Genomic DNA, 13,088 nt, shown 5'->3' with positions numbered 1-13,088 from the left:
GACGCATCAGCGCCGCCGACGCCGCACCTTCATCCGCACGCGCCGATAGCCGATCACGGTAGCGGTCGCGCACAGCGCGGTGCCTGCCGTGCTCAGCAGCAGCAACACCCCCAGTCGCGCGACGTCCTGCCGCAGCATCGCCGGCAGGTCCCAGCTGTGCAGGAAATAGAACAGCCAGCGCCCTACCCGCTCGCGCTGGCCCAGGGTCAGCAGCGGGTCACCGCTGCCCAGGTCGAGGTAGACACGCGTCGCCTCGGCATCATCGAAGTCGGCAACCGCCACCGGAAAGCGGCGCACGGCCGCACCGTTCATGGCCTCGGGCGCGCGCGGATAGAAGTAGGCATCAGGCGACTGCAGGACGCGGAAGTCCTGCAGCGGGGCATCCGACATCAGGCCTGCCTGCTGCTGCAGGCGCGCAGCGGGCAACTGGCGCGCGACCTGTAGCCGCCCGTCCACATTGGACACGATGCGGGTATCGCCCTGCCCGTCCAGCAACAGCGCGAACAGCTCGCCACCGATGCGACGCCACTGGATTTCCACCGGCCGGAACCGCGCGTCGCCGGCCACCGCCAGCAACGCCGACGGTTCGGCCAGCGCCCCATCCACCGCCACCCTGTCTCCGCGGTAACGGTCGGCATTGATCGCATTGCGGGTGCCGCTGAACACGCCCAGCGGATTCATCGACATCAAGCCGCTGAAGATCCAGGTGAACACGAAGGCAGCAGCGACCAACCCGATCAGGTGGTGCCAGCGCATCCAGGGTTCGACATACGGCGTCTTCGCGCCGGAGCGGTAGCGCCCGCGGAAACGCCAGCGCCACAGTCCGACCACGATGCCGCTGACCGCCGCCACGGTGCACAGCGCGGACAGCACGATCACCACCCACGTCCATACAGGATCCACCGATTGCATGCGCAGGAAATACAGCCAGTGCAGCCACGCGCCCACATAGTTCCAGCGCTGCTGCGCATGCGGTGCATCCAGCACCACCTCGCCCGTGTGCGAGGACACGTAGAGGTCCCCAGGTTGGGTACCGCCCACCTCCACCCGGTACAGCGGCCGATGCGCATCCAGCGCGCGCGAGTGCGTCCAGCGATCCTCATCCACACGCATTGCGCCGACGAACGCCTGCCCGCCGGCGAACTGCGCGGCCGACGCTTCAGCTTGCTGTGCCGACACTGGCAGCAGCGCCTGGCCTGTCCGCGCCGACCACGCGCCGACGTTGCTGCCGCTGCGCACCACATAGGTGGGTTCGCCACGCAGCGTGGTCAGCGCCACCGCTTCCGGCTCGGCCTGTACAGCGCCTGGCAGCGCCGACAGCCCTCGCCAATCGACGGCATCACCCAGTAGCGGCAGCGCCGCCAGGCGCTCACCGGGTGTCAGCTTTGGATAGCCGATGAACAGCATCACCATGCCGCTGACGAACCACAGCAACATCAACAGGCATCCTCCGATGCCCAGCCAGCGATGCACCAGGTAGGTCCAGCGCTTGGCGGTGGAACGCAGCGACATGGCCCTTGCCCTCAGAAGCGATGATCGACAGTGAATTCGACGCGCCGGTCCGCACCCAACAACCACTGCGTACTGGTGTAGTACGCGGTGGCGTAGTACGCCTTGTCGAACACATTGAACATGCGTGCAGTCAGCCGCGTCCGCGGCGCGGCCTGCCAGGTCAGTGCCAGGTCGGTGGTGCTGTAGCCCGGCAGTTCCAGCGTGTTGGCGTTGTCGGCGTAGCGCTTGCCGACGTAGCGCGCGCCACCGGCCAGGGTCCAGTCGGGCAGGAACTGCCAGCTCAACCACACATTGGCCAGGCGTTCGGCCACATTCGGTGGCACATTGCCGTCGCGAGAGACCAGCACAGGCGGCGTCCCCGCGGTTTCCAGGAAGTCCTCGAACTCGGCCTTCAGCACCGTCGCGTTGGCATCGAGCGACCACTGCGGCGCGAAGTTCCAGTTCAACGAAGCCTCGATGCCACGCGAAGTCTGCGCGCCGATCTGCACGCGGCGGTCAGGCTGCAGCGGGCCGCGGCTGAGCAGACCGGTCTTGCGGATGCGGTAGGCGGCCAGCGTCCACTCGCCACCGTCGAAGGCCTGCTTCATGCCCACCTCGAACTGCCAGCCCTTGGCCAGGTCGAACGCCCCGTTGGCCGGGCTGATCATCAGCAGGCCGCTGACCGGGTCCGCTGCCTGCGAATACTGCGCGTACAGGCTCAGCGTCGGGCGCAGCGCAAACACCGTGCCCGCGCGCCACCCGGTGCTGCTGTAGGTCTTCGAGAACGCACGCTGGCCGCTTATCAGATCGGTGCGATCGATGTCGGCACGATCGTGGCGCAGCCCACCCAGCACCGACCAGCGCTCACCCAGTGCCAGCCGGTCTTCCACGAACAGCGCATACTGCTCGGCGCGGTTGCGGTAGCGCGGCAGGTTCGGCGCATCGCTGACGAACGTGCCGGGCACCGGATGGAACGGATCGACCGGACCCGAACTGCCGGCATAGGTGTTGTTGGTGTGCTTGAAGTGCGCACGGTTGGCATCCAGCCCCACCGCGAAGCTGTTCACCAGGCCGCCCACATCCCCCTGCACGCGCAGCGTCGAGGTCAGCCCGGTCTGGTCCTGGTTGTGGGTGATCCGGGTGTTGCCGGACCGATCAACCAGGCCGGTGCGTGGGTTGTAGACATAGGCCTCGGCGTTGCGCCAGTCGCGCTGGCTGTCGATCTGGTAGACGCGGGTGCGCCACTCCACGTTCGCGGTGGGCGTCCACAGCGCGTCGAGCTGGGTCCAGCGGTCACGGAAGCGGATCTGGCTGTCTTCCACGTTGAAGTTGCGGTGGCGCAGCGCGTCCAGCTGGCGACCGTCGATCAACGGCGTGCCGAAGTAGCGCATCGGCCTCTGCTGGCCCTGCGCATGGGTGAGGGTCAGCTGCAGGTCGTCGCGCGGCTGCCACAGCAGCGCACCGGAGAAGGTGGCGTCGCTGTTGCGCCCGCGGTCGACCCACCCCGCGCTGTAATTGCCACTCACGTCCAGCCGGTACGCCAGCGCCGGAGTCAGCGCGCCGCCGCTGCCGAATCCGAGGCGTGCGATGTCCTCGCTGCCGACGGTCACGCTGACTTCGTTCTCGATGGCGCCGCGCGAGGGCTTCTTCGGCACGATGTTGATGACCCCGCCGATCGCGCCGTCGCCATGGATCACCGAGGCCGGCCCACGCAGCACTTCGATGCGCTCGATCGACCAGGTATCGAACGGGAAGGTGATGCCCACGCCCCCGTACTGGCGCAGCCCGTCATACAACCGCATCACCGACGCCCCATCGGTGAAACCACGGCTGGACAGCGCACTCAGCCCGTTGCCGGGATGCGGCATGGCGCTAATCGCACCTGCGCGGCTGATCGCATCATTGAGGTTGGTATCGCCGCGCTGCTCCAGCTGGTCGCGGCTGATGACGGTGAGCGCGGCCGGCGTCTGCAGCACGCTCAGGCCCAGCGCGGAACCGGCGCTGGCGGAGGAGGACAGCTCGCCGCTGCGGGCATCCACCACGCGCACGGTATCCAGCGTGGTGGGAGGCGCCGTATCGGCGGCAAGGGCAGGCGCCGCCTGCAGAAGCCAGGCACACAGCGCAGGCAGCAGCGCCCGGCGCAGGCACGCGGAGTTGGGGTTGGTTTTCATTGGGTCACGGCATGCAAGGCCACCCCGCATTGCAGGGCAGCAATCAGAAAGGGATAGGCACGCGCGTGCGGGCACCGGCCGTGGCCGGCAGCCTCATGGCAGGAAGATCACTGCAGCGCGCGTGCGGCTCAGGCGGCCCTGAGGACCGGTGGCCCACGCGCTCCCAGGGTGCCGCTGATCCGTTGCGGCAGGGCCTGCACCGCCCCGCGCAACGCACGGCAGACCGGCGTCATCGGTGCCAGCAGCAGCAACGCTGCCACCAGCAGGGTGATCATCCGTGCGGCGATCAGGCAGTAATCGCAGTCCACGCCCATCTCATGATCGGCATGGGGGTCGGCAGCAGGCTTCGGTGCCGCTTCGCCGTGCGGCATCGCCATCGCATGATGGTCGTGGTGGCCGTCCATCGCATGCTGTGCGTGCAGGCTGTGGTCCATCGCCAACACCGTTGCGCTGGCCGCAACGTGGCCATGCGCCAGCCAGCGGCTCACCAGCGGGGCGAGCAGCACCAGCAGCATGGCAAGCCATGCCAGGGCCTGGAACCGGCGGTGGAGAACAGAACGGCGCACGCGGCCATTCTACGGGGCCTCGCCCAACCTTGGACCACGTTCAGGGTTGCTGCACAGGCGGTGCGACGTTATGACGCAGCCCCCGCCGTGCAGCGCGCTGCGTACTCCGGTGGGGACGGAAGGCGACCACACCGGCCCCTTCCGCCCCCACGGGGCAACGCTAGAACCGGGCGGGCTGCCGCACCGCGCGTTCCAGGAACATCACGCCCGCCTGCAGGCTGTTGCGGGCGTTCTCCAACCAGCGCTCCGGATCGGCGACCGCGAATCGCTCCTGCGCATCCACGTCACCCGAATCGGCCAGATCGGCCAACTGCAGATGGATGTGGTTCTCCACCAGGCTCACCAGCACGGCGAGCTCGGCCGACACTGCGGCGATGCGTTCGGTGAAGCCAGCGTCGTTGCTGTTCAGAGACATGTCCCCTGTTCCTATGCGTTGCGGTGTTGATGGATGGCTTCGTAGCGCTCGGCACAGGCAGGCCCACAGAACAGCCTGGCCGGATCGTTGTCGAAGTCTTCGCTGCAGTCCGGGTTGTGGCATTCCCCAATGGGCGTGAGAGGGGCAACAGTGCGGGCCCGCGTTGCGTGCTGGGCCAATGCGTGTTGCAGATGGCGCGCTTCCAGTTCCTGCGCTTCGTCGATGGTGTCCGTCATGCAGGCTGTATTTTATCGGGGGGTAGTCGCACCGATTGAGAACGCATCAACGGCGTTGGATGAGTCGCTCCCGGCATTGGTTCGGCGTTTGTGGTTGCAGTGGATTTCAGGCATGCAGGCTCCTTGTGCATGGGCGCCCGGAAGGGCGGAAGGCGAGTCGGAAGGCCGTATCTGACGGCAACGGCATCATCGGAAAAACGGTTCTCGCCAACTGCGACACGCCGCCGCAGAAGCGACAATCTGCGAAAGTCATCGCAGATCCTCATGACACCCGGCCGCACTGTCGGGATCAGGGATGCAAGGTGTCGTAAGGTGTTGCAAAAGAGAGGTCATTCCGACACCATGGCCGCATCACCGCCTCCCCTCTGCGGCTGACCCTGCCGCGTCGGCCGGTCGCCACGTGCACTGCGCCCGGCATGAATCACGCTGCGCATCGACAGGCTGCGGTGAACCGGACCACGCTTCAAGGGGCTTCGCCGAATGCACACATCGCACCCAGCGCAGGACGTCGTTCCTGCGTTCCTGCAGGTCATGCACGCACACGGCATCGTGCCGGACGCACGCGGCCGCGAGGCACTCAATGCCGACGGCACACTGGTGCGCTTCCATGTGCAGGGTGATCGCCCCGGCACACGCAATGGGTGGGCCGTATTGTTCGGCGACCAGGTGCCGGCAGGCGAGTTCGGCAGCTGGCGCACCGGCACCCGTCATGCCTGGTGCGCGAAGTCACCCGGCACGCTCAGCGCCGCCGAACAGCGCGCCATCCGCCACCGCCAGGAGGCGGCCCGTGCCGAACGCGAGCAGCAGCAGCGCGAGCGCGAGGAGGCCGCCGCCAAGGCCGCCAATGTCCTGTGGAACCGCGCCGTACCGGCGGACGGCAGCCATCCCTATCTGGTGCGCAAGGGCATCCCTGCGCATGGCCTGCGCGTGGCGCCGTGGCCGGTACGCAACAGCGACGGCCTGGTCTTCCGCCACATCGACAACGCGCTGCTGGTGCCGGTGATGAACGCTGCCGGTCGGATCGTTTCGCTGCAGGCGATCTTTCCGCGCATGGAACCCGCACTGGGACGCGACAAGGACTTCCTGTCCGGTGGCCGCAAACAGGGGTGTTTTCACGTCATCGGCAAACCGCTCGCTGCACAGCCGATCGCCATCGCCGAGGGCTATGCCACCGCCGCCTCCATCCATCAGGCCACCGGTTGGTGCGTGGTGGTCGCCTGGGATGCCGGCAACCTCGCCGCAGTCGCCCGCGCCTGGCGCGGCGCCGTGCCCGATGGTGTGTTCGTGCTCTGCGCGGACAACGATCAATGGACCCGGCAACCCGTGGACAATCCCGGCGTCACCCAGGCAACGCGCGCCGCTGCGGAGATCGATGCACGCGTGGCATGGCCCGAGTTCTCCGCAGTGCACGGTGACAGTGACCGCCCCACCGACTTCAACGACCTGCATCTGCGCGAAGGGCTGGAGACGGTCCGCGCCCAGCTCCTGCCACCGCCAGCCGCCGTGGTGGAAGATGACACGGCCGGCGACGTCGCACCTTCGGCAGCCAGCGCGAGCTATCAGGTGCCTGGCAACCTGTCCGCATTCGATGCCTTCACGCCCTTTCCCGATACCAGCACGCGCGGCCGCCCATTGCCCACAGCGCGCAATCTGGCCGAACTGTGCCGGCGCACCGGCGTGACCGTGCGCTACAACGTCATCCGCAAGGACCTGGAGATCCTGGTGCCGGGCCTGCAGAGCACGGTGGACAATGCCAAGGAAGTGGCTGCCGGTGAAGTGATGGACTGCATGCACCGCGCTGGCATGACCACCGCCAGCTTCGAAACCAACCTGTGCCAGGTGGCCGAAGCCAACCCCTACAATCCGGTCGCCAGCTGGATCACCTCACGCCCGTGGGATGGCCAGTCCCGCCTGCAGGCCTTCTTCGATACGGTGCAGGAAGCGCAGCCCACCCGCATGGCCGACGGGCGCATCCTGAAGGAAGTACTGATGCGACGCTGGCTGGTCTCCGGCGTGGCGGCGGCCTTTGAACCGGATGGCGTGGTGGCGCGGGGTGTGCTGACGTTCGTCTCGAAGCAGAATCTGGGCAAGACACGCTGGGCCCGGCAGCTGGCACCGCCGGAACTGCAGCTGATCGCCGACGGCGTGGTGCTCGATCCGGCCAACAAGGACAGCGTCAAGCAGGTCATCTCCAAGTGGATCGTCGAACTGGGTGAAGTGGATGCCACCTTCCGCCGCACCGATATCGCCGCGCTGAAATCGTTCATCTCGCGCAGCCATGATGAGATCCGCCGTCCATACGCGCGCAACGAGTCGCGCTACGCGCGCCGGACCATCCTGTTTGCCAGTGTCAATGACGAGCGCTTCCTGCGCGACGCGACCGGCAACACGCGCTGGTGGACCGTGCATGCCGTGGCACTGGGCGAACCGGCGCGCATCGACATGCAGCAGGTGTGGTCCGAGGCCCATGCGCTGTACCGCAACGGCGAGACCTGGCACCTGTCCGGTGAGGAGCTGGATGCGCTGAATGCCACCAACAGCGAGCACGAACCGATCTCGCCGATTGCCGAACTGATCGACCGCCGCTTCGACTGGTCGCTGCCCACCGAGCACTGGAACGCACACTACCGCGCCACCGAGATCGTCATTGCCGCAGGCATCGACAAGCCGAACCGCCGCGATGTCAACGAGGCGGCCGCCTATGTGGTCAAGCGCCATGGCGTACGCACCCGCGTGGTCGGCAAGGAGCGGGCCAAGGTCTGGCTGATGCCGCCCCGCAGGCTCACCCTCGGCGAGCAGGCGGCAGGCCCGTTCTAGAGCCACGTTCCCCCCGGGGTGCACGAGAAGTGCATTGGCGGGGACCACCACCCGGCGGCACGATTCGATATGCAAGTAGATGAAAGGTGTTGACTAGGGAGGCCCGTGAAGGCAAGATGCCTATCTCGGCCACGCCACCTTCCAGGAGCGCTTCCGTCATGCCTCGTCCCCAACTGCATGCCTTCGAAGGCGAACAGCTGACCGTGCGGCAGATCCACCAGCGGGTACCGGTGCTGTCCGAACGGACCATCCGCGACCACCTTGCCGCTGGCCGTCGTACCCGCACCGCCATGCTCTGCTTTGACCCTGTCGCGGCCGCCGCCCGCGGGGGACGCATCACCCAGCGCCTGCTGCGCGCGCGCGGTGCTGGCGGTCGCGATTCCTGACCCATCGCCGGCTGCCACCTTTTTCCAGGAGTAGATTCCGCATGATTCCCGCCTCCCTCGACAGTGGCCATCGCATGATCGCCGACACCCTGGCCGCATTCCGTGCCGGCCCCGCCCTGGGCCGCACGCAGCTGCGGCCTGCCCCGCAGGCGGTGGGCCCGCTCTACATCGGCATCGCCGGCGCCAAGCATGCGGGCAAGGACGCCCTGGCCAATGGACTGGCCTCGGCACTGGCGCTGCCCTGCGACAGCTTTGCGGCACCGCTGCGGGCGCTGGCTGAGCTCATCCCTCAGCAGTTGATGCAGAGCGCCGGCACCGGATCGGGGTGTGATTGCAACCTCCCCGAGCTGCGGGTGCGCTCGTTGTTCGCACGCCTGCCTGCAGGCGGACTGGTGCCGGATGTGCGCTTGGCCGATGAAGCCCGCGCGATCCGCCGCCGTGGCGGTGTCGTGATCCGCGTCAGCCGTCCGGGCCATGCCAGCGAACAGGCCTTGCCGGACCATCTGGTCGACATCGAAGTAAACAATGACGGCACCCCGGCCGATCTGGTGCGCAGGACGCTGGACCAGCTGCTGTCGCGCGGCGTGATCTGAACGCGGCACGGGGCCGTGTGATCTCTCTTCCCACTCATCCGAGCGCAGGTCGTGGCCCATCATCGGCGAAAATGATGTAAGGTCGCCTCATCACCGACGACACCTGTCGTCACCCTGCATCCCCCACCCATTTTCGCAGAGAGGAAACGCCATGGAGGTCGAACAGTTCGCGTCGACGCGCCTGAAGGCCATCGAATTGTTCAAGTCCCAGCCCAAGGGTGGCAAGGACATCGTGAGCCTGGATGCGATCTTCATCTCGCTGTGCTCGCAGGCCTGCGCCCAGGCGGGCGATGGCAGCACGACGCAGGCCCGTACCGTGGCCCGGCCCGGCAGGCAGCAGCCGCCCGCACCGTGGTTCACCGAAACCCTGGCCGCCCTGAAGGGCAAGGGTGAATCGATCACGGTGGCGCGCTTCCTGATGTTCGCCAACCGCTTTCCGGTCAAGCGCATGGACCAGGTCAACGCGGCGCGCTGGTTGCGCGACGCCGGCTACATCCCACGCAAGACCGGCGGCAACCTGGTGTTCGACCTTTGACCCAGCCCCACCTGCAATCCTGAAGCCCCGGCATCGTCCGGGGCTTTTTCGTTTCCGGGCCTGCGCCCGTGCATGAGGACGAGCTGCGGGGGGCCATCCTCACCCCATCCCCACCGCGTTCCCTTGACCTGCCTCTGTTTCCCCGGGGTGAGGACAGCGAGTACAGGATTACGGAAAACAACCGCAGCAATGGCCGCCCGGCAGCAACCGTTGCAGGCATCCGCAGCGTACTCCTCACCTGTGCTCAGGCTCATTGAATGCCTTCAGCACATCGCACCGAAAGTAGATGAAAGGTGTTGACCGAGAGGGCGGGATGGCAACAGTGGAGATCAATGCCACTGACGACACCCCTCATGAACGCCCTGCCCGACAGCATCCAGACCCTCGCCGAGGTCATCGGCGAATCCGCGGCCCTCACGCTGGTGCGTGCGTGGCCGCCGACCACCTCCAGCACCACCGGCCGCCACCGCGTCATCGTCTACGTTCCATCCACCCTGCCCGACCAGCATCGCCTGATCGACATCCTCGGCCGCGACGTCGCCCAGCGGCTGGTCGCGCACTTCGGTGGCGAGCTGCTGTTCCTGGCGTCCTGCTTCGCCGCCGGGGCGCATCAGCGCCGCGAACAGATCGCACATGCCGTCGCCAGCGGCATGCCACGCGACCACGTCGCGCGTGAATTCGGCGTCTCGCAGACCACCATCAAGCGCGCCCTGCGTGGCGCCCGCTCCACGCCACCGCCGGCGGTGCACCCGGCCCTGCTGAAGGGATACGCACGCGCATGAACGAGAGCGATCTGCTGGCCGGCCTGCCGGACTGGGCCAAGTACCTGGGCGGTACCTCCGGCGTATTGATCGCGGTGTCGCTGTGGCTGCGCCAATGGCTGTCGTCGGCCAAGGTCGACCGCACCGCCGATGAAGCCACCAGCAACACCCTGCGCACCCTGCAGGAGCAGCTCGCCGCCGAGCGCACCCGCGCCGATGGCCTGATGCACGAACGCGAGGCGATGGCGCAGGAGATCGGGCAACTGCGTGGCGAGGTCAACGCCCTGCGTGCACAGATCGCCCAGCAGAGCGTGCAGATAGACGCGCTGCTGGCACTGGTGCGCAAGCAGCCGGAGGCGGCCGCATGACCGCCGCCGCAGCCAGCGCCCTCGGCGGTGCCAACGTGGCCGCGTTCCTCGACATGCTGGCGGTGTCCGAGGGTACCGACATTCCCGGCCAGCGCTCACGTGACCGCGGCTACGACGTGATCGTCGGCGGCCAGCTGTTCGAAACCTACCGCGACCATCCCCGCGTCCTGGTGTCTCTGCCGCGCTATGGCATCAAATCCAGCGCCGCCGGCCGCTACCAGTTCCTGCGCAGTACCTGGGATGACCTGCGCGCACGCCTGGGCCTGCCCGACTTCGGCCCGGTCTCGCAGGATCGCGCCGCGGTCGCCCTGCTCAAGCAATGCGGTGCCTACGAGCTGGTCCGGCTGGGACGATTCGACGCCGCCGTCAGCGCAGCACGGCGCATCTGGGCATCGCTGCCGGGCGCCGGGTATGGGCAGAAGGAACACACACTGGAGACGCTGCGCGCTGCCTATCGCGCCGCGGGTGGAGCCCTGGCATGACCCCACTCGCGCTGAGGCTGCGCGTCGGCCTGCTGCTGCTCGTCGGCAGCCATGCCGGCTGCGCCTGGTTGGGGTGGACCCTGCGGGACCGCAGCGCGGACCTGGCCGTTGCCAGCGCCCAGGCCGCGCAGCAGGCATCCCGCGCTGATACGGCGCTGGCCGCACATCAGCAGGACCTCGCCAATGCCCGGGCCGGCGCCCGGGCCGAATCACAGCGCCTGGCCACGCAGGCCGAGCGCACCCAGCAGTTCAACGCCCTGCAACGGGACATCGACACCCATGCCAAGACTCCTGGCCGCGATCGCGGCGACGCTGATGCTGAGTTCGTGCGCATCTGGCGCGAAGCCAACGCCGGCCATGCCCTGCCACGTTGACCTCAGCATCGCACCGGCACAGTTGCAGACACCCCCTGAGCTGCCGGACCTGCAGGGCGCCGACGACGATGCGCTGCTGCGCAACCACGTCGCCGTCGCGCGCCGATACCACGAACTCGCCGATCAGCTGCGGGCGCTGTTGTGCAGCCTTGGCAACCAGCGCGGTTTCACCATCAACGGTGCGTTGCCGGTCGCGCCTGCCAGCTGCGGCACTGCAGCCGGCGCCAGCAGGACCCTGCCCTGACCCCGCCGCTCGCGGTCACGCCTGCAATGCCGCCCACCTCCGGTGATGGCAACACTGGCTGCAGACCGCATGGGCCGCACCGGCCCTGCCCTCCTTCCATTCACTGCATGAGCTGACATGGCGACCGATTCCCCACCTCCGACGCTCGACGCGCTGCACAGCGCCATCGAAACCGCGATACGCGCGCACTTCCCGGGCCTTGCCACCGTTGCGTTCTATCGGGAATCCAGCACGGACAACATGCCCATGCCGGCCTGCCTGCTGGCCATGACCCGTTGTGATCGCAACAAGGAAAACAGCGACGGCAGCGGCCTGCTGCACGCCCTGCTGCGCTTCGAGGCACGCATTGTCGTAGCGGCCAATGCCGATGCAGCGCTGCAGGTACGCAATGCCGCCGTCGCCCTGGCAACCTGGCTGCACCAGCTCGGCCGCTTCCCCGGGGCCGCCAGCGGCGCCATCGATGTGATCGCCGCGTTGCCCGAAGACGTTGCGACGGCACAGCCTGGTCTCCGCAGCTGGGTGGTCGAGTGGTCGCTGCCGATCGCCCTGGGCAGCAACGCGTGGGAGGACACCGGCGGCGTGGTGCCGCAGGCCTTCTACAGCTTCGCGCCCGAGATCGGCCGCGCCCATGAGCCACGCTACCAGCCACTGCCGGAGCACGCGCCATGAGCGCCGAGCACGCACGGCTCATCGGCAACCTGTTGATGATCGGCGTCGTGCGCGAGCTCGACGAAGGCGCAGCGCGCGTACGCGTCGATGCCGACGGCATGCTCACCGACTGGATTCCCTGGCTGGAGCGACGGGCCGGGCCGGGCGCGCGCAGCTGGTGTGCTCCCGAACCGGGCGAGCAGGTGGTGCTGGCCTGTCCCTATGGCGACCCGGGCCAGGCGCTGGTGCTGGGCAGCCTGTACCAGGACCGCTTTGCCGCACCAGCCGACTCGCGCTTGCGGCAGCGTACCCAGTACGCCGACGGCAGCATCGTCGAGTACGACCAGGAAACCACCACGCTCAGCGTCAACGTCGGCAACGGCAAGGTCATCGTGACCTGTGCAAGCGCGCAGGTGATCGCCAGTGAATCGGTGCTGCTCGATACACCGTCGATCAAGGCCACCGGCGACCTGGACGTGACAGGTGCGATCACCGCCGGCAAGGACATCAGCACCCCGGCGGAGATCAAGGCCGGCGCCATCGGCCTGAAGGCACACAAGCACACCGCGCAGGGCCCCACCGCCCCGACCACGCCGGCCCAGGCCTGACCGGCCACGCCTGCAATGCCCTCAAAACCTGCACTCCACGACGATAGAGACCATGCGAGGAATCGACGCCAACACCGGCAAATCCCTGGATGGGCTGGCCCATCTGCACCAGTCCGTGCGTGACATTCTCACCACGCCCCTTGGCTCCCGTGTACTGCGCCGCGAGTACGGCTCACGCGTGTTCGAACTGATCGATGCGCCCACCAATCGCTCGCTGCGCATGGACCTGATTGCCGCCACCGTCGACGCCCTGGCGCGATGGGAACCGCGGCTCCACGTCGAGAACGTCGACGTCTCCCTCCCCGCCCCCGGCGTGATGATCCTGGCAGTGACCGGGATCCACCTGCCGGACGGCGAGGCCATCACCATCGAAGGAATCGAGGTTCGCTAACC

At 67.7% G+C, this 13,088-nt stretch carries 17 protein-coding genes; 12 read left to right on the top strand and 5 right to left on the bottom strand.

The genetic code is table 11. The annotated features are described in order from the left end of the window. Nucleotides 1–6: 6 nt before the first annotated feature. The 5 genes from VN11_RS05120 to VN11_RS21730 all read right to left on the bottom strand — a co-directional run bounded on the left by VN11_RS05120 (nt 7) and on the right by VN11_RS21730 (nt 4,879). Nucleotides 7–1,512 carry a PepSY domain-containing protein gene (locus VN11_RS05120; protein WP_053448979.1) on the bottom strand — a complete coding sequence of 502 codons (1,506 nt, stop codon included), beginning with the start codon at nt 1,510–1,512 and terminating at the stop codon, nt 7–9. Nucleotides 1,513–1,523: 11 nt separating this feature from the next. Then, a complete protein-coding gene (locus tag VN11_RS05115) occupies nt 1,524–3,662 on the bottom strand; it encodes a TonB-dependent receptor (RefSeq protein ID WP_053448978.1) in 2,139 nt (712 codons plus the stop codon). A 128-nt stretch (nt 3,663–3,790) separates the two neighbouring features. Beyond that, nucleotides 3,791–4,177, bottom strand: coding sequence for a DUF2946 family protein (locus VN11_RS05110; protein ID WP_053448977.1), 387 nt, complete (start codon nt 4,175–4,177; stop codon nt 3,791–3,793). A 211-nt stretch (nt 4,178–4,388) separates the two neighbouring features. Then, nucleotides 4,389–4,643 carry a hypothetical protein gene (locus VN11_RS05105; protein WP_053448976.1) on the bottom strand — a complete coding sequence of 85 codons (255 nt, stop codon included), beginning with the start codon at nt 4,641–4,643 and terminating at the stop codon, nt 4,389–4,391. A gap of 11 nt (nt 4,644–4,654) precedes the next feature. Then, complete coding sequence (locus VN11_RS21730) at nt 4,655–4,879, bottom strand: hypothetical protein (RefSeq protein ID WP_080374871.1); 225 nt, start codon at nt 4,877–4,879, stop codon at nt 4,655–4,657. Nucleotides 4,880–5,359: 480 nt separating this feature from the next. Between VN11_RS21730 and VN11_RS05100 the strand changes: the two genes are divergently transcribed. The 12 genes from VN11_RS05100 (at nt 5,360) to VN11_RS05045 (ending at nt 13,086) form a co-directional block, all read left to right on the top strand. Beyond that, entirely contained in the window at nt 5,360–7,696 is a 2,337-nt protein-coding gene (locus VN11_RS05100; protein ID WP_053448975.1) for a VapE domain-containing protein, read from the top strand. A 158-nt stretch (nt 7,697–7,854) separates the two neighbouring features. Further along, nucleotides 7,855–8,082, top strand: coding sequence for a hypothetical protein (locus tag VN11_RS05095; RefSeq protein WP_053448974.1), 228 nt, complete (start codon nt 7,855–7,857; stop codon nt 8,080–8,082). A 41-nt stretch (nt 8,083–8,123) separates the two neighbouring features. Further along, entirely contained in the window at nt 8,124–8,675 is a 552-nt protein-coding gene (locus VN11_RS05090) for a hypothetical protein (protein WP_053448973.1), read from the top strand. 151 nt (nt 8,676–8,826) lie between these two features. Then, nucleotides 8,827–9,210, top strand: coding sequence for a hypothetical protein (locus VN11_RS05085; RefSeq protein WP_053448972.1), 384 nt, complete (start codon nt 8,827–8,829; stop codon nt 9,208–9,210). Nucleotides 9,211–9,563: 353 nt separating this feature from the next. Continuing rightward, nucleotides 9,564–9,992 (top strand): Mor transcription activator family protein, encoded by a 429-nt coding sequence (locus tag VN11_RS05080; protein WP_238581855.1) that lies wholly within the window; start codon nt 9,564–9,566, stop codon nt 9,990–9,992. Further along, nucleotides 9,989–10,339, top strand: a complete 351-nt coding sequence (locus VN11_RS05075; RefSeq protein ID WP_053448970.1) for a hypothetical protein — start codon at nt 9,989–9,991, stop codon at nt 10,337–10,339. The genes VN11_RS05080 and VN11_RS05075 overlap by 4 nt, the downstream gene beginning before the upstream one ends. Beyond that, nucleotides 10,336–10,821 carry a glycoside hydrolase family 24 protein gene (locus VN11_RS05070; protein ID WP_053448969.1) on the top strand — a complete coding sequence of 162 codons (486 nt, stop codon included), beginning with the start codon at nt 10,336–10,338 and terminating at the stop codon, nt 10,819–10,821. The genes VN11_RS05075 and VN11_RS05070 overlap by 4 nt, the downstream gene beginning before the upstream one ends. Next, complete coding sequence (locus tag VN11_RS05065) at nt 10,818–11,195, top strand: hypothetical protein (protein ID WP_053448968.1); 378 nt, start codon at nt 10,818–10,820, stop codon at nt 11,193–11,195. The genes VN11_RS05070 and VN11_RS05065 overlap by 4 nt, the downstream gene beginning before the upstream one ends. Beyond that, nucleotides 11,179–11,439: a hypothetical protein gene (locus VN11_RS05060; protein ID WP_053448967.1), complete on the top strand. Its 261-nt coding sequence runs from the start codon at nt 11,179–11,181 to the stop codon at nt 11,437–11,439. The genes VN11_RS05065 and VN11_RS05060 overlap by 17 nt, the downstream gene beginning before the upstream one ends. Nucleotides 11,440–11,556: 117 nt before the next feature. Beyond that, nucleotides 11,557–12,108, top strand: a complete 552-nt coding sequence (locus VN11_RS05055) for a hypothetical protein (RefSeq protein ID WP_053448966.1) — start codon at nt 11,557–11,559, stop codon at nt 12,106–12,108. Continuing rightward, nucleotides 12,105–12,695 (top strand): phage baseplate assembly protein V, encoded by a 591-nt coding sequence (locus VN11_RS05050; protein ID WP_053448965.1) that lies wholly within the window; start codon nt 12,105–12,107, stop codon nt 12,693–12,695. Before VN11_RS05055 ends, VN11_RS05050 begins: the two co-directional genes overlap by 4 nt. A 52-nt stretch (nt 12,696–12,747) precedes the next feature. Continuing rightward, nucleotides 12,748–13,086, top strand: a complete 339-nt coding sequence (locus tag VN11_RS05045; RefSeq protein WP_005408332.1) for a GPW/gp25 family protein — start codon at nt 12,748–12,750, stop codon at nt 13,084–13,086. The last annotated feature ends 2 nt before the right edge of the window (nt 13,087–13,088 follow it).

Origin of the sequence: Stenotrophomonas maltophilia (genome assembly GCF_001274595.1) — a bacterium.
GTDB lineage: Bacteria > Pseudomonadota > Gammaproteobacteria > Xanthomonadales > Xanthomonadaceae > Stenotrophomonas > Stenotrophomonas forensis.
This window is presented reverse-complemented; position numbering and strand designations above follow the sequence as displayed.